Annotated in this window: 18 protein-coding genes; 10 read left to right on the forward strand and 8 right to left on the reverse strand. The window is 74.1% G+C overall.

Going from position 1 to position 19955, the window contains the following annotated elements; all coding sequences use genetic code 11:
• Nucleotides 1-124 precede the first annotated feature (124 nt).
• From ACGFZL_RS01495 to ACGFZL_RS01510, 4 genes are all read left to right on the forward strand, one after another.
• Nucleotides 125-430, forward strand: a complete 306-nt coding sequence (locus ACGFZL_RS01495; protein WP_355166283.1) for a YtxH domain-containing protein — start codon at nt 125-127, stop codon at nt 428-430.
• Nucleotides 431-487: 57 nt separating this feature from the next.
• Entirely contained in the window at nt 488-1942 is a 1455-nt protein-coding gene (locus ACGFZL_RS01500) for an FGGY-family carbohydrate kinase (RefSeq protein ID WP_393688161.1), read from the forward strand.
• Between the two features lie 192 nt (nt 1943-2134).
• Nucleotides 2135-3868, forward strand: a complete 1734-nt coding sequence (locus ACGFZL_RS01505) for an ABC transporter ATP-binding protein (RefSeq protein WP_393688163.1) — start codon at nt 2135-2137, stop codon at nt 3866-3868.
• Nucleotides 3868-5805: an ABC transporter ATP-binding protein gene (locus ACGFZL_RS01510; protein ID WP_393688165.1), complete on the forward strand. Its 1938-nt coding sequence runs from the start codon at nt 3868-3870 to the stop codon at nt 5803-5805. Before ACGFZL_RS01505 ends, ACGFZL_RS01510 begins: the two co-directional genes overlap by 1 nt.
• 69 nt (nt 5806-5874) lie before the next feature.
• Here the strand turns inward: ACGFZL_RS01510 and ACGFZL_RS01515 are convergent, their stop codons facing one another.
• The 5 genes from ACGFZL_RS01515 to ACGFZL_RS01535 all read right to left on the reverse strand — a co-directional run bounded on the left by ACGFZL_RS01515 (nt 5875) and on the right by ACGFZL_RS01535 (nt 12531).
• Complete coding sequence (locus ACGFZL_RS01515; RefSeq protein WP_393688167.1) at nt 5875-7008, reverse strand: RNA polymerase sigma factor; 1134 nt, start codon at nt 7006-7008, stop codon at nt 5875-5877.
• Nucleotides 7009-7093: 85 nt separating this feature from the next.
• On the reverse strand, nt 7094-9001 hold the full coding sequence (gene dnaG, locus ACGFZL_RS01520) for a DNA primase (RefSeq protein ID WP_393688169.1): 1908 nt from the start codon (nt 8999-9001) through the stop codon (nt 7094-7096).
• A gap of 30 nt (nt 9002-9031) precedes the next feature.
• The gene (locus tag ACGFZL_RS01525) at nt 9032-10297 is read right to left on the reverse strand and encodes an NAD(P)/FAD-dependent oxidoreductase (protein WP_393688171.1); all 1266 of its coding nucleotides are present in this window, start codon (nt 10295-10297) and stop codon (nt 9032-9034) included.
• A 162-nt stretch (nt 10298-10459) separates the two neighbouring features.
• Nucleotides 10460-11752 carry a deoxyguanosinetriphosphate triphosphohydrolase gene (locus ACGFZL_RS01530; RefSeq protein ID WP_393688173.1) on the reverse strand — a complete coding sequence of 431 codons (1293 nt, stop codon included), beginning with the start codon at nt 11750-11752 and terminating at the stop codon, nt 10460-10462.
• Between the two features lie 35 nt (nt 11753-11787).
• Entirely contained in the window at nt 11788-12531 is a 744-nt protein-coding gene (locus ACGFZL_RS01535; protein ID WP_393688175.1) for a sirohydrochlorin chelatase, read from the reverse strand.
• Nucleotides 12532-12650: 119 nt separating this feature from the next.
• Between ACGFZL_RS01535 and ACGFZL_RS01540 the strand changes: the two genes are divergently transcribed.
• Together ACGFZL_RS01540 and ACGFZL_RS01545 are read left to right on the forward strand one after the other, a co-directional pair.
• Entirely contained in the window at nt 12651-13316 is a 666-nt protein-coding gene (locus ACGFZL_RS01540) for a vancomycin high temperature exclusion protein (protein ID WP_393688177.1), read from the forward strand.
• 110 nt (nt 13317-13426) lie between these two features.
• A complete protein-coding gene (locus tag ACGFZL_RS01545; protein WP_393688179.1) occupies nt 13427-15526 on the forward strand; it encodes a molybdopterin oxidoreductase family protein in 2100 nt (699 codons plus the stop codon).
• Here the strand turns inward: ACGFZL_RS01545 and ACGFZL_RS01550 are convergent.
• A complete protein-coding gene (locus tag ACGFZL_RS01550; protein ID WP_393688181.1) occupies nt 15523-15939 on the reverse strand; it encodes a gamma-glutamylcyclotransferase family protein in 417 nt (138 codons plus the stop codon). The genes ACGFZL_RS01545 and ACGFZL_RS01550 overlap by 4 nt on opposite strands.
• A 162-nt stretch (nt 15940-16101) precedes the next feature.
• Complete coding sequence (locus tag ACGFZL_RS01555) at nt 16102-16686, reverse strand: NADPH-dependent FMN reductase (RefSeq protein ID WP_393688183.1); 585 nt, start codon at nt 16684-16686, stop codon at nt 16102-16104.
• A gap of 303 nt (nt 16687-16989) precedes the next feature.
• On the opposite strand from ACGFZL_RS01555, the gene ACGFZL_RS01560 reads away from it, so the two are divergent.
• The 4 genes from ACGFZL_RS01560 to ACGFZL_RS01575 all read left to right on the forward strand — a co-directional run bounded on the left by ACGFZL_RS01560 (nt 16990) and on the right by ACGFZL_RS01575 (nt 18979).
• Complete coding sequence (locus ACGFZL_RS01560; protein ID WP_355166257.1) at nt 16990-17523, forward strand: hypothetical protein; 534 nt, start codon at nt 16990-16992, stop codon at nt 17521-17523.
• Nucleotides 17524-17645: 122 nt separating this feature from the next.
• The gene (locus ACGFZL_RS01565; protein WP_393688185.1) at nt 17646-18281 is read left to right on the forward strand and encodes a class F sortase; all 636 of its coding nucleotides are present in this window, start codon (nt 17646-17648) and stop codon (nt 18279-18281) included.
• A gap of 18 nt (nt 18282-18299) precedes the next feature.
• Complete coding sequence (locus ACGFZL_RS01570) at nt 18300-18758, forward strand: DUF2975 domain-containing protein (RefSeq protein ID WP_393688187.1); 459 nt, start codon at nt 18300-18302, stop codon at nt 18756-18758.
• The gene (locus ACGFZL_RS01575; protein WP_393688189.1) at nt 18758-18979 is read left to right on the forward strand and encodes a helix-turn-helix domain-containing protein; all 222 of its coding nucleotides are present in this window, start codon (nt 18758-18760) and stop codon (nt 18977-18979) included. Before ACGFZL_RS01570 ends, ACGFZL_RS01575 begins: the two co-directional genes overlap by 1 nt.
• A 4-nt stretch (nt 18980-18983) precedes the next feature.
• On the opposite strand, the gene hemC is transcribed toward ACGFZL_RS01575, so the two are convergent.
• Entirely contained in the window at nt 18984-19916 is a 933-nt protein-coding gene (hemC, locus tag ACGFZL_RS01580; protein WP_393688191.1) for a hydroxymethylbilane synthase, read from the reverse strand.
• Nucleotides 19917-19955 lie beyond the last annotated feature (39 nt).

Below are 19955 nucleotides of genomic sequence, written 5' to 3' on the forward strand. Positions count from 1 at the left end.
CATCTACCTGGGTATTCGCCAGGGGAACGCGCTCGCTGCGACACATACATTAGCGCAAGCAGGGGGGTGCTCCGCCAATCGGTACTCCCCGGCACGGGAGAGCTAGGAAGGGATGGGTGGCCACATGCGTTACCGGCTCACGTTCGTCGGCGGTCTCGCCGTGGGGTACGTGCTCGGCACGAAGGCCGGGCGGGAGCGGTACGAGCAGTTGCGCAAGTCCGCCCGCCGGGTCGGCCAGAACCCGGCCGTCCGCAACACTGCCGAGTCCGCCGCGCAGCAGGGCCGCAGCCTCGCCGACAAGGCGTACCACGCGGTGAGCGACAAGGTCGGGGACCGGCTGCCCGACTCGGTCGCGCAGCGGGTGAAGTCGCTGCGGGAGCGGAACGCCCAAGGGAACGGGGCCGACGACTGGGGCACCAGCACCACCTGAGGCCCGGGTGCCCCCGCCGGGTACGGACCGCGCGCCCGGTGCGGCAGAATTCCGGGCATGGGGATAGTCGCCGGGTTGGACAGTTCGCCCGATTTCACTCGTATCGTCGTCTGTGATGCGGACACGGGTGCCGTGCTCCGCCAGGGGTACGCGCCGCACCCGGTGGAGATCCCCGAGGGCGGTGGCCGCCCCGCGGACATCGACCCGCAGGTCTGGCTGCTGTCGCTCGGGGAGGCCGCCGGCGGCGGGCTCCTCGAAGGCGTCGAGGCCATCGGGGTCTCCTCGCAGGCCAACGCCGTCGTGCCACTGGACGCCCAGGGCAACACCGTCCGCCCCGCCATGGTCGGCGCGGACAAGCGCGCCCAGGTCGCCGCCGCCGATCTGATCGACGGGTTCGGCGGGCGCGAGGGCTGGGCCCAGGCCGTCGGCTCCGTGCCGCAGGCCGGGCAGGCCGTGACGAAGCTGCGCTGGCTCGCCCGCAACGAGCCCGAGGCCGCCGGGCGGACCGCCGTGCTGTTGCAGGCCCATGACTGGCTCGTGTGGCAGCTGCTCGGGCGGCCCGTGCGGCGCACGACGGATCGGGGCGGGGCGTCCGGGACGGGGTACTGGTCCGCCGCCACCGGCGGGTACCGGCCCGACCTCGTCGAGCTGGCCCTCGGGCGGCACGCGATGCTCCCCGAGGTGCTCGGCCCGTCCGACGCCGCCGGTACGACGCCGGAGGGGCTGCTCATCTCCGCCGGCACCGGCGAGACCATGGCCGCCGCCTTCGGGCTCGGGATCGGCCTCGGGGACGCCGTCGTCTCGCTGGGTGCCTCCGGCTCCGTGATGGCCGTGCACCCCGAGCCGCTGGTGGACCCCTCCGGGATGATCACCGCCCTGGCCGACGCCACCGGCATGCACCTCCCCGTCGTCACCACGCTGAACGCCGTACGCACCCTGCGCGGCACCGCCGAGTTGCTCGGCGTGTCCGACCTGGAGGCCCTCTCCGAGCTGGCGATGAAGTCGACGCCCGGCGCGCACGGCCTCGTCCTGCTGCCCTATCTGGAGGGCGAGCGCACCCCGCACCTCCCCCACACCGCCGGCACCCTGGCCGGGCTGCGGCGCGAGTCGATGAAGCCCGAGCACCTCGCCCGGGCGGCGTTCGAGGGCATGCTGTGCGGCCTCGCGGACGCCCTCGACGTGCTGCGCGGCCGGGGCGTGGAGGTGCGGCGGGTCTTCCTGCTCGGCGCGGCGGCCGAACTGCCGGCCGTGCAGGCGGCGGCGCCCGGGCTGTTCGGGGCGCAGGTCGTGGTGCCGCAGCCCGCCGACTACGCCGCGATCGGCGCCGCCCGGCAGGCCGCCTGGGCGCTCGGCGTGCACCGGGGCACCCTCGACCCGCACACTCCCCCGCGCTGGCAGGGCGCGGTCGCGCAGGTCCTGGAACCGGGCGAGGAGCTGGCGGTGGGGCAGGCGGTTCGGCAGCAGTTCGTCGCCGTCCGCGAGCAGACCCACCCCGACGCGATGCGCCCGTAGTCCGTAGTCCGTAGTCCGTAGTCCGTAGTCCGTAGTCCGTAGTCCGTAAGGGTCGCGCCTTCCGCGGCTTCCGCCTCGCCGCGTTAATGAGTTGAGGTAACGCGGGTGGAGTGTCGGACGATGGGGGCCAAGGGCAACCAACCCGCCGAGGGCGACCGCCCGCCCCCTCCGCGCCGACACCGAGAGACCAGCGTGCTCATACGACTACTGAGGGCCTACCTCCGGCCCTACCGGAAACCCATCACCCTGCTGGTGGTGCTGCAGTTCCTCCAGACCTGCGCCAGCCTCTACCTGCCCACCCTCAACGCGCACATCATCGACAACGGTGTCGTCAAGGGCGACACCGGCTACATCCTCGGCTACGGCGCGCTGATGGTCGGCATCTCCCTCGCGCAGGTGGTGTGCAACATGGGGGCCGTCTACTACGGCGCCCGCACCGCCTCCGCGCTCGGTCGGGACCTGCGCGCCGCCGTGTTCGGGCGGGTGCAGTCCTTCTCGGCTCGGGAGGTCGGCAACTTCGGCGCGCCCACGCTGATCACCCGGACCACCAACGACGTGCAGCAGGTCCAGATGCTGGCCCTGATGACGTTCACGCTGATGGTGTCGGCGCCCATCATGTGCGTCGGCGGCATCGTGATGGCGCTCGGCCTGGACGTGCCGCTGTCCGGGGTGCTGGTCGGCGTGGTGCCGGTGCTGGCGATCTGCGTGACGCTGATCGTGCGGCGGCTGCGGCCGCTGTTCCGGTCGATGCAGAAGCGCCTCGACACGGTGAACCGGGTGCTGCGCGAGCAGATCACCGGCAACCGCGTCATCCGGGCCTTCGTGCGCGACGAGTACGAGCAGCGGCGCTTCCGGAAGGCGAACACCGAGCTGACCGACGTGGCGCTCGGCACCGGCAACCTGCTGGCGCTGATGTTCCCGGTGGTCATGACGGTGGTGAACCTCTCCTCCATCGCGGTGGTGTGGTTCGGCGCGCACCGCATCGACAGCGGCGGGATGCAGATCGGCGACCTGACCGCGTTCCTCGCCTACCTGATGCAGATCGTCATGTCCGTGATGATGGCCACCTTCATGTTCATGATGGTGCCGCGCGCGGAGGTGTGCGCCGAGCGCGTCCAGGAGGTGCTGGGCACCGAGTCCAGCGTGGTGCCGCCGCTCGCGCCGGTCACCGAGCTGCGCCGGCACGGCACCCTTGAGCTGCGCGGCGCGGGCTTCCGCTACCCGGGCGCCGAGGAGCCGGTGCTCAGGGGCATCGACCTGCTGGCCCGGCCGGGCGAGACGACGGCCGTGATCGGCTCGACCGGCGCCGGCAAGTCGACGCTGCTCGGCCTGGTCCCCCGCCTCTTCGACGCCACCGACGGCGAGGTGCTGGTCGACGGGGTGGACGTGCGCACCGTCGAGCCGGCGCTGCTGGCCCGCACGGTCAGCCTGGTGCCGCAGAAGCCGTACCTGTTCGCCGGCACGGTCGCCACCAACCTGCGCTACGGCAACCCGGACGCCACCGACGAGGAGCTGTGGCACGCGCTTGAGGTGGCGCAGGCCAGGGAGTTCGTGGACCGCCTCGACGGCGGGCTCGACGCGCCGATCGCGCAGGGCGGCACCAACGTCTCCGGCGGGCAGCGCCAGCGCCTCGCCATCGCCCGTACGCTCGTGCAGCGCCCGGAGATCTACCTCTTCGACGACTCCTTCTCCGCCCTCGACTACGCCACCGACGCGGCCCTGCGCGCCGCGCTCGGCCGGGAGACGGCCGAGGCGACCGTGGTGATCGTCGCCCAGCGGGTGGCGACCATCCGCGACGCGGACCGGATCGTCGTCCTGGACGAGGGCCGGGTGGTCGGCGTGGGCCGGCACGAGGAGCTGATGGCGGAGAACGAGACCTACCGGGAGATCGTGCTCTCCCAGCTCACGGAAGCGGAGGCTGCCTGATGGCCGGGGCTGCGGGGCGCATGATGGCCGGGGGCGGCAACCCCGACCAGCGTTCGATGGAGTTCACCAAGTCGGGCAAGCGGCTGATCGCCCGGTTCCGGCCGGAGCGGGTGACGATCGTCGCGCTGCTGACCTGCGTGGTCCTCAGCGTCGGCCTCAGCGTGGTCGGTCCGAAGATCCTCGGCAACGCCACCGACCTGGTCTTCGCCGGCATCGTCGGCCGGGGGATGCCGGCGGGCGCGACGAAGGAGCAGGTGCTCGACTCGCTGCGGCGGCGCGGCGACGGCCGGGTCGCCGACATGCTGCGCAGCACCGACTTCACGCCCGGCGAGGGCATCGACTTCACCGCCGTCGCGCACGTCCTGCTGCTCGCGCTCGCCGTGTTCGCGGTGGCCGGGGTGCTCATGGCGGTGGCGACCCGGCTGGTGAACCGGTCGGTCAACCGCACCATGTTCCGGATGCGCGAGGACGTGCAGACCAAGCTGTCCCGGCTGCCGCTGTCCTACTTCGACCAGCGCCAGCGCGGCGAGGTGCTCAGCCGCGCCACCAACGACATCGACAACATCGGGCAGACCCTCCAGCAGTCGATGGGCCAGCTGATCAACTCGCTGCTGACCATCGTCGGCGTGCTGGCGATGATGTTCTACGTCTCCTGGATCCTGGCCCTGGTCGCGCTGGTGACGGTGCCGCTGTCCTTCGTGGTCGCCACCCGGGTCGGCAAGCGCTCCCAGCCGCACTTCGTGCAGCAGTGGCGCACCACGGGCAAGCTGAACGCCCACATCGAGGAGATGTACACCGGGCACACCCTGGTGAAGGTCTTCGGGCGGCAGGAGGAGTCGGCGCGGCAGTTCGCCGAGGAGAACGACGCGCTGTACGAGGCGGGGTTCCGGGCGCAGTTCAACAGCGGGGTCATGCAGCCGCTGATGATGTTCGTCTCCAACCTGAACTACGTGCTCGTCGCGGTCGTCGGCGGCCTCAGGGTGGCGTCCGGCACGCTGTCCATCGGCGACGTGCAGGCGTTCATCCAGTACTCCCGGCAGTTCTCGATGCCGCTGACGCAGGTCGCCTCGATGGCGAACCTGGTGCAGTCCGGGGTGGCGTCGGCGGAGCGGGTGTTCGAGCTGCTCGACGCCGAGGAGCAGTCCCCGGATCCGGTGGCGGGTGTGCGGCCGGCCGAGGGCGAGGGGCGCGGGCGGGTGGATCTCGAGCACGTCTCCTTCCGCTACGACCCGGACAAGCCGCTGATCGAGGACCTGTCGCTGACGGTCGAGCCGGGCCACACGGTCGCCATCGTCGGCCCTACGGGCGCGGGCAAGACCACGCTGGTCAACCTGCTGATGCGGTTCTACGAGGTGTCCGGCGGGCGGATCGCCCTGGACGGCGTCGACATAAGCCGGATGTCCCGGGACGAGCTGCGCTCCGGCATCGGCATGGTGCTCCAGGACACCTGGCTGTTCGGCGGCACCATCGCGGAGAACATCGCCTACGGGGCCTCCCGCGAGGTCACCCGCGGGGAGATCGAGGAGGCGGCGCGGGCCGCGCACGCCGACCGGTTCGTGCGGACGCTGCCCGACGGCTACGACACGGTGATCGACGACGAGGGCACGGGGGTGAGCGCCGGTGAGAAGCAGCTCATCACCATCGCGCGGGCCTTCCTGTCCGACCCGGTGATCCTGGTCCTGGACGAGGCGACCAGTTCGGTGGACACGCGCACCGAGGTGCTGATCCAGAAGGCGATGGCCAAGCTGGCGCACGGGCGGACCTCGTTCGTCATCGCGCACCGGCTCTCCACCATCCGGGACGCGGACGTGATCCTCGTCATGGAGAACGGCTCGATCGTGGAGCAGGGCGCGCACGCGGACCTGCTGGACGCGGACGGGGCGTACGCGCGGCTGTACCGGGCGCAGTTCGCGCAGGCGGTGGCCGAGGTCGAGTGAGTACGGCCGAGGGGGCCGCTCCGCACGGGCGGAGCGGCCCCCGGTCCTTCGGCGCCGGCCGTTGCGCCCTCAGTCGAGGTAGCCGCGCAGCTGGTCGGCGAAGGCGTGGTCGCGGAGCTTGTTGAGGGTCTTGGACTCGATCTGCCGGATCCGCTCCCGGGTGACGCCGAAGAGCCGGCCTATCTCCTCCAGCGTGCGCGGGCGGCCGTCGATGAGGCCGTAGCGCAGCTGGACGACCTTGCGCTCGCGCTCGCCGAGGGTGGAGAGCACGGCGTCCAGGTGCTGGCGCAGCAGCAGGAAGGCGGCGGACTCCACGGGGCTGGCGGCGTCGCCGTCCTCGATGAGGTCGCCGAGCGCGACGTCGTCCTCCTCGCCGACCGGCGCGTGCAGCGACACCGGCTCCTGGGCGAGCCGCAGCACCTCGCCGACCCGCTCGGGCGGCAGGTCCAGCTGGGCGGCGACCTCCTGCGGGGTCGGCTCGTAGCCGCGCTCCTGGAGCATGCGGCGCTGGACGCGGACGACGCGGTTGATCAGCTCGACGACGTGCACGGGGACGCGGATGGTGCGGGCCTGGTCGGCCAGGGCCCGGGACATGGCCTGGCGGATCCACCAGGTGGCGTAGGTGGAGAACTTGTAGCCGCGGGCGTAGTCGAACTTCTCCACCGCCCGGATCAGGCCCAGGTTGCCCTCCTGGACCAGGTCGAGCATGGTCAGGCCGCGGCCGACGTAGCGCTTGGCGACGGAGACGACGAGGCGCAGGTTGGCCTCGATCAGGCGGCGCTTGGCGACCCGGCCGAGGACGACGAGGCGGTCCAGGTCGCCGGCGAGGCGGCTGTCCAGGTCGGTGGCGAGCCGGAGCCGCTCCTCGGCGAACAGGCCGGCCTCCACGCGGCGGGCGAGGTCGACCTCCTCGGCGGCGCTGAGCAGCGGGATGCGGCCGATCTCGCGGAGGTACTGGCGGAACAGGTCGGAGGAGGGACCGCCGGACTCCGTGCGGGCGGGGGCGCGGTCCGGGGCGGGTGGCACGGGGCTCTCGTCGGGCTCCGCGGGAGCGGAGGTGAGGGTCTGGGTCTGCACCGGGGCGACCTCCAGGAGGGACGCTGCCCGCGGGGGCGGTGGCAGCGGTGGTCCGGGAGGGGAGTCGGCGGCCCCGCCGCTGTCCCTCCCGCGCGCGTTGGACGGAACGTCCGAGGACTCAGGCACCGCCCTCAGTGTGGGGTACGACACATCGCCGCCACGAGGGGCGTGCGGTGACTTTTTGCATTCGTTCCGTGACGGCGCGGTGATCCTAGAGGGCCGCGGCTCCCTGCGTGCGCAGCGTCTGGTCGTACTGCTGGAGGATCCACAACTCGTTCTGCACGGCCGAGAGTTCGGCGGGGTCGCCATGGTTGGTGAGGCGGGCCAGGCGGCTGTTGACGTCCCGGACGCGGCGCTCGACGGCGCGGCGGCGGACCCGGACCAGGACCTCGCCGGCGTACAGCTCGTCCACCGCGCGGCGCATGATCGCCTCGACGGCCAGCTCGGTGACCATGGCGCGGACGGTGTCGTCGGGGGCGGCGTCGCGGACCCGGACCAGGTAGTCGGGCGGGTCCTGGACGCCGTACTCGGCGCCGCCGGCCTCCAGGATGGCCTCGCGGACGGCGGCGTAGGGCGGGGCGGTGAACTCGTCCGTGCCGTAGGCGTCGAAGGCCGGGGAGACCAGGTCGGGGCGCTGGAGGGCGAGCTTGAGCAGCTCGCGCTCGGTGGCGAAGACCGGGTTGCGCAGGGTGAGGGCGGGGCCGCCGGAGGCCGCCGGGGCGGCGCCGTACTGGGGGGCGTCCCGGTTGGCCCGCTGGTCGGGTGCCGGGCCCTGGCCGCCGCGGTCGCGGGCCCAGCGGGCGAGCTGGGCGATGCGGCGGACCACGAACTGGGTGTCCAGGATGCCGAGCATGCCGGCGAGTTGCACCGCCACCTCGTGCTGGGCGCCGGTGTTCTTGATCCGGGCGACGACCGGGGCGGTCTCGTCCAGGGCGGCGGCGCGGCCCGCCGGGGTGTCCAGGTCGTAGCGGGCGACGATCTGGCGGAGCGCGAACTCGAAGAGCGGGGTGCGCGGCTGGACCAGGTCGGCGACGGCCTCGTCGCCCTTGGCCAGGCGCAGGTCGCAGGGGTCCATGCCGTCGGGGGCGACGGCGATGTAGGTCTCGGCGGCGAACTTCTGGTCGTCCTCGAAGGCGCGCAGGGCGGCCTTCTGCCCGGCGGCGTCGCCGTCGAAGGTGAAGATGACGCGGGCCGAGCCGTTGTCCATGAGGAGGCGGCGAAGGATCTTGATGTGGTCGCCGCCGAAGGCGGTGCCGCAGGTGGCGATGGCGGTGGTGACGCCGGCCAGGTGACAGGCCATGACGTCGGTGTAGCCCTCGACGACGACCGCGCGGGACGCCTTGGCGATGTCCTTCTTGGCGAGGTCGATGCCGTAGAGGACCTGGGACTTCTTGTAGATCGCGGTGTCGGGGGTGTTCAGGTACTTCGGCCCGTTGTCCGCCTCGTAGAGCTTGCGGGCGCCGAAGCCGACGACGTCGCCGCCGATGTCGCGGATGGGCCACATCAGGCGGCCCCGGAAGCGGTCGATGGGCCCGCGCCGGCCCTCCTGGGCGAGCCCGGAGAGCAGCAGCTCCTTGTCGCTGAAGCCCTTGCCGCGCAGGAAGCGGATGAGGTGGTCCCAGCCCTGGGGGCTGTAGCCGACGCCGAAGTGCCGGGCGGCGTCCTGGTCGAAGCCGCGCTCGGCGAGGAAGGTGCGGCCCGGCCCGGCCTCGGGGCCGGTGGCGAGCTGCTCGGCGTACCACTCGGCGGCGATCTTGTGCGCCTCGACCAGACGGATGCGCTCGCCGCGCTGGTGGGCCGGGTTGTACCCGCCCTCCTCGTAGCGCAGGGTGATGCCGGCCTGGCCCGCGAGGCGCTCGACGGCCTCGGAGAAGGTGAGGTGGTCGACCTTCATCACGAACGTGATGGTGTCGCCGCCCTCCTGGCAGCCGAAGCAGTGGAAGAGGCCCTTGCTGGGGCTGACCTGGAAGGACGGCGACTTCTCGTCGTGGAAGGGGCACAGCCCCTTGAGGTTGCCGCCGCCCGCGTTGCGCAGCTGGAGGTACTCGGACACCACGGCGTCGATCGGGACCGCGTCCCGTACCGCCTTCACGTCCTCGTCGTTGATCCGTCCTGCCACGCGTGAATTCTACGGGGGCGGCGGGGGGTGCTAACCGACGAGGTTCTCCAGCGGGACGTGCGGGTCGGCGAGGGCGTCGGCGTCCACCGGGACGGCCGAGCGGATGAGGCGCTGGATCTGGTCGGTGACGTCCCACACATTGACGTTCATCCCGGCGAGCACCCGGCCCTCGCTCAGCCAGAAGGCGATGAACTCGCGCTTGGCGGCGTCCCCCCGGATCACCACCTGGTCGTAGGCGCCCGGCGGCGCCCAGCCGGAGTACTCCATGCCCAGGTCGTACTGGTCGGAGAAGAAGTAGGGCACGCGGTCGTACGGCTCCTCGCGGCCCAGCATGGCGCGGGCGGCGGCCGGGCCGCCGTTCAGGGCGTTGGCCCAGTGCTCCACGCGCAGCCGGGTGCCGAGCAGGGCGTGCGGGAAGGACGCCACGTCACCGGCGGCGAAGACGTCCGGGTCGGAGGTGCGCAGCCGCTCGTCCACGACGATGCCGCCGCCGTGCTCGGCGGGGGCGATCTCCAGCCCGGCCGCCTGGGCCAGCGAGGTGCGCGGGGCGGCGCCGATGGCGGCCAGCACGTCGTGCGCGGGGTGCTCCTCGCCGTCGTCGGTGCGGGCGGCAAGCACCATGCCGTCCTGGCCGATGATCTCGGTGAGGGAGACGCCGAACTGGAAGCGGACGCCGTGCGCCGCGTGCAGCTCGGCGAAGACGGCGCCCAGCTCGGGGCCGAGCACGCCGTGCAGCGGGGTCGGGGAGGGCTCGACGACGGTGACCTCGGCGCCGTACTCCCGGGCCGCCGCGGCGATCTCCAGGCCGATCCAGCCGGCGCCGGCGATGACCAGGTGGCCGTTGTCCCGGCCGAGGGAGGCGAGGACGCCCTTGAGTCGCTCGGCGTGGGCGAGCCGGCGCAGGTGGTGGACGCCCGCCAGGTCGGTGCCGGGGACGTCGAGGCGGCGGGGCTCGGCGCCGGTGGCGAGGAGCAGCTTGTCGTAGCGCAGGCGGGTGCCGTCGTCGCCGTAGTGCACGGTCTTGGCGGCGCGGTCGATGGCGGCCACGGTCTGGCCGAGGTGCAGCTCGACGTCGTGCGCCGCGTACCAGCCGGGTTCGTGCACGAAGACGCTGTCGCGCTCGGCCTTGCCGAGCAGGAAGCCCTTGGAGAGAGGGGGGCGCTCGTAGGGGTGGTCGCGCTCGTCGCAGACGAGGATCACCCGGCCGGTGAAGCCCTCCTCACGGAGCGTCTCGGCCGCTTTCGCGCCGGTCAGACCTCCTCCGACGATGACGAATGTCTGATCCGCGTCGACCACTTGTTGCCTCCTCGTCAGGGTGCCGCCACATGAGCGTCCCGCACCCGACCGGGTGCGGGAAGGGGGGATGGCCCGATCAGGCCACGGAGGGTCACATGGGCGGGGCTCCTGTCGTCACTGGTGTCGCTGGGGTTCGTGCGGGTCACTCCTCCCCCGCCAGTGTCACGGACGGCCCGTCAGACGGGCGTGAAGCGAGCGGGCCGAGGCGTCGGTGAGGGAGGCGATCTGGTCGACGATCACCCGTTTGCGGGCGCGGTCGTCGCCGGCCGCGTCGAACAGGGCGCGGAACTGCGGGTCGAGGCCGTCGGGGGCCCGGGCGGTGAGCGCCTCGGCCAGTTCGGCGACGATGACGCGCTGGGCGGCGCGGAGCCGCTCCTGCTCGTCGCGCTGCATGACGTAGCGGTCGGCGACGGCCTTGAGGACGGCGCACTCCAGGCGGGCCTCGCGCGGGACGACGAGTTCGGCGGCGTAACGGGTGAGCCGGCCGGTGCCGTACGCGGTGCGGGTGGCGGTCTCGGCGGCCAGGCAGAAGCGGCCGATGAGCTGGCTGGTGGCGTCCTTCAGGCGGGCCTGCGCGACGGCCGTGCCGTCGTAGCCGTGCGGCCACCACTCCTCGGCCAGCAGCCGGTCCAGGGCGGCGCCCAGTTCGGCGGGGTCGGTCCCTGCGGGGACGTAGCGGCCGATCGCCACCGCGAAGACGGCCTGCCGTTCGGCGTCGGCGAGCAGGCAGTTGGGGTCGATGTGGCCGGCGTGCAGGCCGTCCTCGACGTCGTGCACGGAGTACGCCACGTCGTCGGACCAGTCCATGACCTGGGCCTCGAAGCAGGTGCGGGTGGCGGGGGCGCCCTCGCGGACCCAGGCGAAGACGGGGCGGTCGTCGTCGTACACGCCGAACTTGGGCGACGCCGGGTCGGTGGGGTGGGCGCCGCGGGGCCAGGGGTACTTGGTGGCGGCGTCCAGGGTGGCGCGGGTGAGGTTGAGGCCGACGGGTCCTTCCTCGGTGAAGCGCTTGGGTTCGATGCGGGTGAGGAGTCTGAGGGACTGGGCGTTGCCCTCGAAGCCGCCGCAGTCCTCGGCGAACTCGTTCAGCGCCTGTTCGCCGTTGTGGCCGAACGGGGGGTGGCCGAGGTCGTGGGAGAGGCAGGCGGCTTCGACCAGGTCGGGGTCGCAGCCGAGGGCGGCGCCGAGTTCGCGGCCGACCTGGGCGCACTCCAGGGAGTGGGTCAGGCGGGTGCGGGGGCTGGCGTCCCAGGCCGGGCCCAGGCCCTTGGCGGGGCTGGTGGTGCCGGGGGTGACGACCTGGGTCTTGCCGGCGAGGCGGCGCAGGGCGGCGGAGTGGAGGACGCGGGCGCGGTCGCGTTGGAAGGCGGTGCGGCCGGGGCGTTTGTCTGGTTCCGGGGCGTAGCGGGCCGCTGACGCGGGGTTGTACGGGGTGTGGGGTGCGGTGCCTTCCATGGGGTGAACAGTAGTCGGGGCGTTGTGGGGGGTGCCTATGCGTGTGCCTTGACCTGTTGTGTGGCGGGTGCGGGTGCGTTGTGGCTGGTCGCGCAGTTCCCCGCGCCCCTGAGGGACGTTCCCTGGTCGTATCTCTGGAGGATCAGGGTCGCCATCGCCGGGTGTGCCCCCAAGGGGGCTGTCGCTATCGAGGGGGCCAGAGCTGCCGTCTGGGTCGCGAAGCGGCCCGGGGCGGTGAAGTACGAGGCGATGGCTGGGGGGCCGTCCTCGGAGTGGAGGGTGGTGAGGGTCTGCTGGAGGGTCGCAGGGGTCGCCGGACGGACCGGCACGCGCAAGCGGGTGGCCAGGAGGCTCGCCATTCGGGTCGTGTCGACCAGGGCGTCCGGGTCGCGGGAGCCTGCCGCTGCCAGGACCACGGGGGTACGGCCGTCCCAGCCGGCTTCCCGAAGGCGGTCGTGCAGGGCGTGCGCCAGGAGGGGGTGGGGGCCCAGCGGGGCGGCTACGGGGAAGCGGCCGCCTGCCGCTGCCGGGATGTCGTGGGTGACGTGGTGGCCCCGGCTCAGCAGGAGCGGGACCAGGACGGCCGGGCGGTCTCCGAGGGCGGTCAGGGTGTCGGGGAGGAGGGGGGCGTTCAGCTCGATGTGGCCGAGGTGGACGTCGAGGCCCGGGCGCAGGGGACGGACGCGGTCCAGCAGGGCGCTTACGGTGTGCAGCGCGCGGGGGTCGCGGCTGCCGTGGGCGACGGCCACGAGGGCCGGCGGGCGGGGCGTCCTGGTCATGGGGCGAGTGTTGCGCGTCGGCGTTGCCCCTCCGTTGCCGCCGGCTCACGGGGTGCGGGGCGGTGCGGTGAACCGGCGGGGCGCGGGGGGCGTCCTGGTAGGCGACAGGGGGGCGGCGGATGCGGCGGTGGTGGGCGGGCAGGGCGCGGCAGCGGCGGCTGGTGCAGGGGGTGATGGGCGTCTGCGTGCTGGCGCTGCTGCCGTCGACGTGGCTGTACCTGGCCACCGGCGACCGGCTGCGCACGGCGGAGGACGTGCCGCGCACCGAGGTGGCCGTCGTCTTCGGGGCCGGGCTGTGGGAGGGCGAGCCGTCCCCGTACCTCGCGCGGCGCCTCGACGCGGCGGCGGGGCTGTACCGGGCGGGGCGGATCGAGGTCGTCCTCGTCACCGGGGACAACAGCCGCGAGGAGTACGACGAACCCGACGCGATGCGGACGTACCTGGTGCGGCACGGCGTCCCGGACGGGCGGATCGTCAGCGACTACGCCGGCTTCGACACCTGGGACAGCTGCGTGCGGGCGAAGAAGGTCTTCGGCGTCGACCGGGCGGTGCTGATCAGCCAGGGCTTCCACATCCGGCGGGCGGTGGCCCTGTGCGAGGCGGCCGGGGTGGCGTCGTACGGCGTCGGGGTGGACGACCGGCACGACGCGACCTGGTACTACGGCGGGGCGCGGGAGGTCCTCGCGGCCGGGAAAGCCGCGCTGGACGTCGTGTTCGAGCCCGATCCGCGCTTCCTGGGGCCGAAGGAGCCCGGGGTGACGCGGGCGCCGGCGTCCGGGCGGTGAGGGTCCTGGGGGTCCTCACGGGGCGCCCCCGGCGCCTGGGAGGGGCCCGCCCCGGTGCCGTAACCCGGTGGCCCCCGGGCGCGTAACACCACCCCCGCACCCTGGGCGGCATGACCGACTCCGTCTCCGCGACGCCCACGCACTGCCCGTACTGCGCCCTCCAGTGCGGGATGAACCTGGTGGCCGCCGGTGGTGGCGGGGGTGTGGAGGTGGCCGAGCGGGCCGACTTTCCGGTGAACCGGGGGGCCCTGTGCGGCAAGGGGCGTACGGCTGCCGACGTGCTGGCCCCCGGGGCGCGGCTGGCCACGCCCCTCGTGCGGTCCGGCGGGGCGCTGGTGCCGGCCGGGTGGGACGAGGCGCTGGACGTCGTCGCCGGGAGGCTCGCGCGGGTGCGGGACGAGCACGGGGCCGACGCGGTCGGGGTGTTCGGCGGGGGCGGGCTGACGAACGAGAAGGCGTACGCGCTGGGCAAGTTCGCGCGGGTGGTGCTCGGCACCTCGCAGATCGACTACAACGGGCGGTTCTGCATGTCGTCGGCCGCCGCGGCCGGCACCGCCGCCTTCGGGCTCGACCGCGGGCTGCCCTTTCCGCTGGCGGACGTCCCGCTGACCGGCTGCGTGATCCTCGTCGGTTCGAACCCGGCGGAGACGATGCCGCCCGCGCTGCGGTACTTCGCCGAGCTGAAGGCGAACGGCGGCAGCCTCGTCGTCATCGACCCCCGGCGCACCCGGACCGCCGAGCTGGCCGACCTGCACCTGGCGCCCCGGCCGGGCACCGACCTCGCGCTGGCCCTCGGGATGCTGCACCTGGTGGTGGCCGAGGGGCTGGTCGACGAGGAGTACGTCGAGCGGCGCACCAGCGGCTGGCCCGCGGCCCGCGCCTCGGCGATGGCGCACTGGCCGGAGTACGTGGAGCGGATCACCGGCGTCTCCGTGCCCGAACTGCGGGAGGCGGTGCGGCTGTTCTGCGCGCCGGAGTCGGCGATGGTGCTGACCGCGCGGGGGCCCGAGCAGCAGGCGAAGGGCACGGACACGGTGGGCGCCTGGATCAACCTGTGCCTGGCGACCGGACGGGCCGGGCGGCCGAGGTCGGGGTACGGCTGCCTGACCGGGCAGGGCAACGGGCAGGGCGGGCGCGAACACGGGCAGAAGGCCGACCAGTTGCCGGGCTACCGCAAGCTGACCGACCCGGCGGCGCGGCGGCACGTCGCCGAGGTGTGGGGTGTGGACCCGGACGCGCTGCCGGGGCCGGGGCGCAGCGCGTACGAGCTGCTCGACGCGCTGGGGCGGGACGTGCGGTCGCTCTTGGTGATGGGCTCCAACCCGGTCGTCTCGGCGCCTCGCGCGGCCCATGTGGAGGAGCGGCTGCGGTCGCTGGACTTCCTGGCCGTGTGCGACGTGGTGCTGTCCGAGACGGCGGCCCTCGCGGACGTCGTCCTGCCGGTGACGCAGTGGGCGGAGGAGACCGGCACCACGACCAACCTGGAGGGCAGGGTGCTGCTGCGCCGCCGGGCGCTCGACCCGCCGGCGGGGGTCCGCTCCGACCTGGACGTGCTGCACGGGCTCGCCGCGCGGCTCGGCGTGGAGAAGGGCTTCCCGGCCGATCCTGAGGAGGTCTTCGAGGAGCTGCGCCGGGCCAGTGCGGGCGGGCCCGCGGACTACTCCGGCATCAGCTACCGGCGGCTCGCCGAGGGCGACGGTGTCTTCTGGCCGTGCCCGGGGACCGGGGACGAGGGCGGTCCGGGGACGCCCCGGCTCTTCCTGGACCGCTTCGCCACGGAGGACGGGCGGGCCCGGTTCGCGCCCGTCGCGCACCGGCCGAGCGCGGAGGAGCCGGACGCCGAGTATCCGCTGCTGCTCACCACGGGGCGGGTGGTGGCGCAGTACCAGTCCGGCGCGCAGACCCGGCGGGTGGCCGAGCTGAACGCCGCCGCGCCCGGACCCTTCGTCCAGCTGCACCCGCGCCTCGCCGCGCGGCTCGGCGCGGCCGAGGGCGATCCGCTGGCCGTCGTCTCCCGGCGGGGCCGCGCGGTGGCGCCGGCCCGCATCACCACCGGCATCCGCCCCGACACCGTCTTCATGCCCTTCCACTGGCCGGGCGAGGGCCGCGCCAACACCCTGACCAACCCGGCCCTGGACCCGACGTCCCGGATGCCGGAGTTCAAGGTGTGCGCGGTGCGGGTGGAGGTGGCGCGGGGCGACGCCCCCTAGGGCCGCCACTCCTCGCCGGCGATGCGCTCACCGTGCCTGCGCAGGCGGCTCGCGGTCGCCGGGGCGGCGAGGTAGGTCCAGGCGCGGGCCGGGCGGGCGTCGGCGGTGAGGGTGACGGTGCGGGGGACGCGGTCGTAGAGGTTGGCCGGGTCGCCCGGCACGTACTCCTCCAGGTGGTCAAGGGCGGCGAGCAGGTCGCCGTACGCCGCCGGGTCCGGGGTGAGGAGGTCGCCGGTGACCGTGCCGTGCGGGTCGTCCAGGGCGAAGGGGTAGCCGGGGCCGGCGTAGAGCACCGCGCCCGGGAGGCGGGCCGGTCGCGGCGGGCCGGTGAGGGCCGGGCGGACCAGGTGGTGGTTGCTGCCGCCGGGGCGCAGGGTGCCGTAGACGAAGAACGGGAGTCGCAGCGGGGTCACCCGGTCATTGTTCCCGGGCGGGCCGGGGCAGCCCGGGTCGGGCGTGCGGCGACGGCCGGTCCCGGGGAGGGGGCACCGGCCGTCGGGCCGAGCTGCTCGCCGCGCCGATGCCGGCGGCGCGGCAGGCCGCGGGGGGGCCACGCCAAGCCGGCCACCGGCGCGTCAGGCGGCGTACGGGCGGCGCTCCTTCGCCTCGCGCAGGGCCCGGCCCCACCACACCAGCTGGTCCAGCATGGCCTTCGCCGCCGCGTCGGGCGCCGACGCGTCCCGGAGCCGGCCGGTGTCGTCGAAGGCCGCGCCCGCGTTGTGGAAGGAGACCGTGTCGCGGATCGTCACCGCGTGCAGTTCGGCGAAGACCTGGCGCAGGTGCTCCACCGCGCGCAGGCCGCCGGCCAGGCCGCCGTAGGAGACCAGGGCGACGGGCTTGGCCCGCCACTCGGTGTAGTGCCAGTCGATGAGGTTCTTCAGGCCCGCCGGGAAGGAGTGGTTGTACTCGGGGGTGAGGACGACGAAGGCGTCCGCGTCCGCCAGTCGCGGCGTGACCTCGGCGAGGACGGCGCTCGCCTCGGGCGTACGGGCGAGGGTGGTGGGCAGCTCGGCGCCGGCCACGTCCACGGCGTCGACGACCAGGTCCTCGCGGGCCCGGAGACGGTCCAGGAGCCAGTCGGCGACGACGGGGCCGAAGCGGCCGTCGCGGTTGCTGCCGACGAGCAGGGTCACGCGCAGGGGCGCGGTCGTTGTGTCCATGCGGCACACCTTGGTACCTCAACCTTGATCGAGGTCAAGCGCGGTCGGGCAGGGGGCGGTCACCCGTTCACCACCCACCCTTGCGCCCTTCGGGGCCGCTTGCACGCGCCGCCCGTTCGGCGGCGCCGTCCGCGCCCGTGACCTGCCGGAACGATCACGCGGGTGGCGGTGGCCACGGCTCGCGGCGCCACCCGTTCACCGCATTTCTGACGGTCGGTCAGCAAGCAGGTCCGCGCGGGTGCCGGTTTCCTCGGTAGGGCACGCCACCGCCAGCGCAGGACTTCACACGCCCGAGGAGCACCGATGCGACGTACCGCCCGCCTGCTGACCGGCACCGCGCTCGCCGCCGCGGCCGCCGGCCTCGCCGCCGCGGGGCCCGCGTACGCGGGGCGGGCCACGGCGTCCGGCTCGCTGGAGGTGTACCCGGCCTCGGTGGTGCCGGGCGAGCAGGCCATGGTGGACACGGCGGCGTGCGGCGCGGACGGCCCCACCTCCGGTGACGCCACCGCGGTCGGCGCGGGCACCTTCGCGCTGGCGCCCAGTGGCCGCGAGGACGCGGAGACCGGCCGGTTCGAGGTGCCGGAGAGCGCGCAGCCGGGGACGTACGAGATCGTCGTGACCTGCGCCGGCGACGGCCGGCGGGTGACCGGCGACCTGGAGGTCACCCTGACCGCCGTGCGCGGCCAGGTGGAGCCCCGGGGCAGCGTGAAGACGGGGGTCGGCGGCGCTCTGGGCCCCGATCCCGTGCAGACCGCGGCCGGTGTGGCGGCCCTGGCCGTCGCCGCCGCGGGCGGTACGTGGCTCCTGCATCGCCGGGCGAGAGGCGACGGGATCTGACGGACACCCTCCGCTGTCCGCCTGCCGGTACCGCACTCCCCCGCCCCCTCCGGGTCCGACGCCCCTCGCGGCCCGGAGGGGGCCGGGGCCGTTCGCAGGGCTTTCGAGGGAAGGGGGCCGTCATGGCCGTACGCAAGGTCGGCAACTCCGCGATAGCCGCCGTCACCGCCCTCGCCCTGGGCTGCGGGGCGTGGCTGCTGCTCGACGGGCGCGCGGCGGACGCCCCGCCGCAGCCGTCGGCCGCCCAGGCCGACACCGGGCCGGCCGGCGCGGGCGCCGCGAGCACCGGGGCCCCCGCGCTGCCGCCCTCCCCGCCGGACCGGGTCCGCATCCCGGCCATCGACGTGGACGCCCCGATGACGGGGCTCGGGCTGACCGCGACCGGCAGCCTGGACGTGCCGCCCGCCGCGGACGACAACCTCGCCGGCTGGTACGAGGCCGGCACCACGCCCGGCGAACGCGGCACGGCGATCGTCGCCGGGCACGTCGACAACGCGCGGGGGCCCGCGGTGTTCTACCGGCTCGGCGCCCTGCGCAAGGGCGCCGCGATCGAGGTGGACCGGCTGGACGGCGGCGTGGCCGTGTTCACGGTGGACGCGGTGGAGGTGTACGCCGCGAAGGACTTCCCCGACGCGAAGGTCTACGGCCCGGCGCCCCGCCCCGAGCTGCGCGTCATCACCTGCGGCGGAGGCTACTCGCCGGGCACCGGGTACCGGGGGAACGTGGTGGTCTTCGCGCACCTGACCGGCAGCCGCTGAACGGTTGCGTCCCTCGCCGTGCTCACGGCGGTGCTCACCGGCACCCTGTTCGTCCAGGCGCTGATGGTGTGGGCGCTGGCCGGCGGGAACGACCCGGAGGACGGCTCGCACCCGCTGACCCCGCTGCGCGTGCTCACGATCCTGGGCATCGGGGCGGTCCAGGTCTGCCTGGTCTGCGTCTGGCGCCTGGTGACGATGGTGCGGCGCGGAACGGTGTTCTCGCACGCCGCCTTCCGGTACGTGGACGTCATCATCGGCGCGATCGTCTCGGCCGCCCTCGTGTGGTTCGCGGTCACGGCCGTGAACGCGCCCGGCCAGCGGGACGATCCGGGCGTCAGCCTCATCATGGGCGGGATCGGCGTCGCCGTGCTGGGCGTCGCGCTCATCGTGCTCGTCCTGCGGATGCTGCTCGCCCAGGCCGTCGCCCGCGAGGTCGAGGCGGCGCGGATGCGGGCCGAGCTGGCCGAGGTCATCTGATGCCGATCGTCGTCGACATCGACGTGATGCTGGCCCGGCGGAAGATGTCCGTGGGCGAACTCGCGGACCGCGTGGGGATCACGCCCGCCAACCTGGCCGTGTTGAAGAACGGCCGCGCCAAGGCGGTGCGCTTCGCGACGCTCGCCGCGCTCTGCGACGTGCTCGATTGCCAGCCGGGCGACCTGCTCCGCTGGGAGGCGGAGGAGACCGTCGGCGTGTGAGCGCTCAGGTGTTCCTGATGACCTCGAGGATGCCGGCCGCGCCCTGGTCGAGGAGGTCGGCCGCGACGCAGGCGCCGACCTTCTCGGGGGCGTCGACGGGCCCGCCGCCCGTCGCCGTGACCTGCCGTGCGCCGTCCAGGGACGTCACGGTGGCGGAGAGCTGCAGCAGCCCGTCGCCGCCGATCCGGCCCCACGCCCCGACCGGCACGGAGCAGCCCCCGTGCAGTTCGGCCAGGAGTGCCCGCTCGGCCCGCACACACGCGTCGACCTGCGGGTCCCCGGTCCCCGCGAGGAGTTCGGCGGCCCGGGAGCCGGCCCGGACCTGGATGCCGAGGGCTCCCTGCCCGGGCGACGGGGGATGGACCAGGGGGTCGAGCACCTCGTACACGTCCGGCATCAGGCCGAGGCGGTTCAGCCCGGCCGCCGCCAGGACCACCGCGTCCAGCCCGCCCTTCGTGGCCTTCGCGAGGCGCCCCGGCACGTTGCCGCGGATCGGCTCGACCCTGAGGTCGGGGCGGAGCGCGAGCAGCTGGGCCACCCGGCGCGGGGCGCCGGTCCCGACCCGGGCGCCCTCGGGGAGATCCGCGAGGGTCGAGCCGCACAGCACGTCCCGTACGTCCTCGCGCGGCCCGGGGGTGGTCAGCAGCAGGGTGCCCTCGCGCACGGTGGTGGGCAGGTCCTTCAGCGAGTGCACGACCACGTCGACCCGGCCGCCGACGAGGGCCGCCTCCTGATTCGTGGAGAACGCCGACCCGCCGGCCGTCCTGGCGACCTCGGCCAGGGTGGGCGTGACACGGTCCCGGTCACCGCCCTCGAGGACGACCTCCCGCCGGAACGTCACGTCCGGAAGCTGCTCGGCGAGGGGCAACAGCCACTCCACGACCTGCCGCCGAGCCAGCCTGCTCGCCCGGGAACCGATCCGTACGACGTCATTCATGCGGGCCAACTCCCACCCGACGGAGGCATGTTGACGGCC

This window comes from Streptomyces sp. NPDC048182 (assembly GCF_043202555.1).
Lineage (GTDB): Bacteria > Actinomycetota > Actinomycetes > Streptomycetales > Streptomycetaceae > Streptomyces.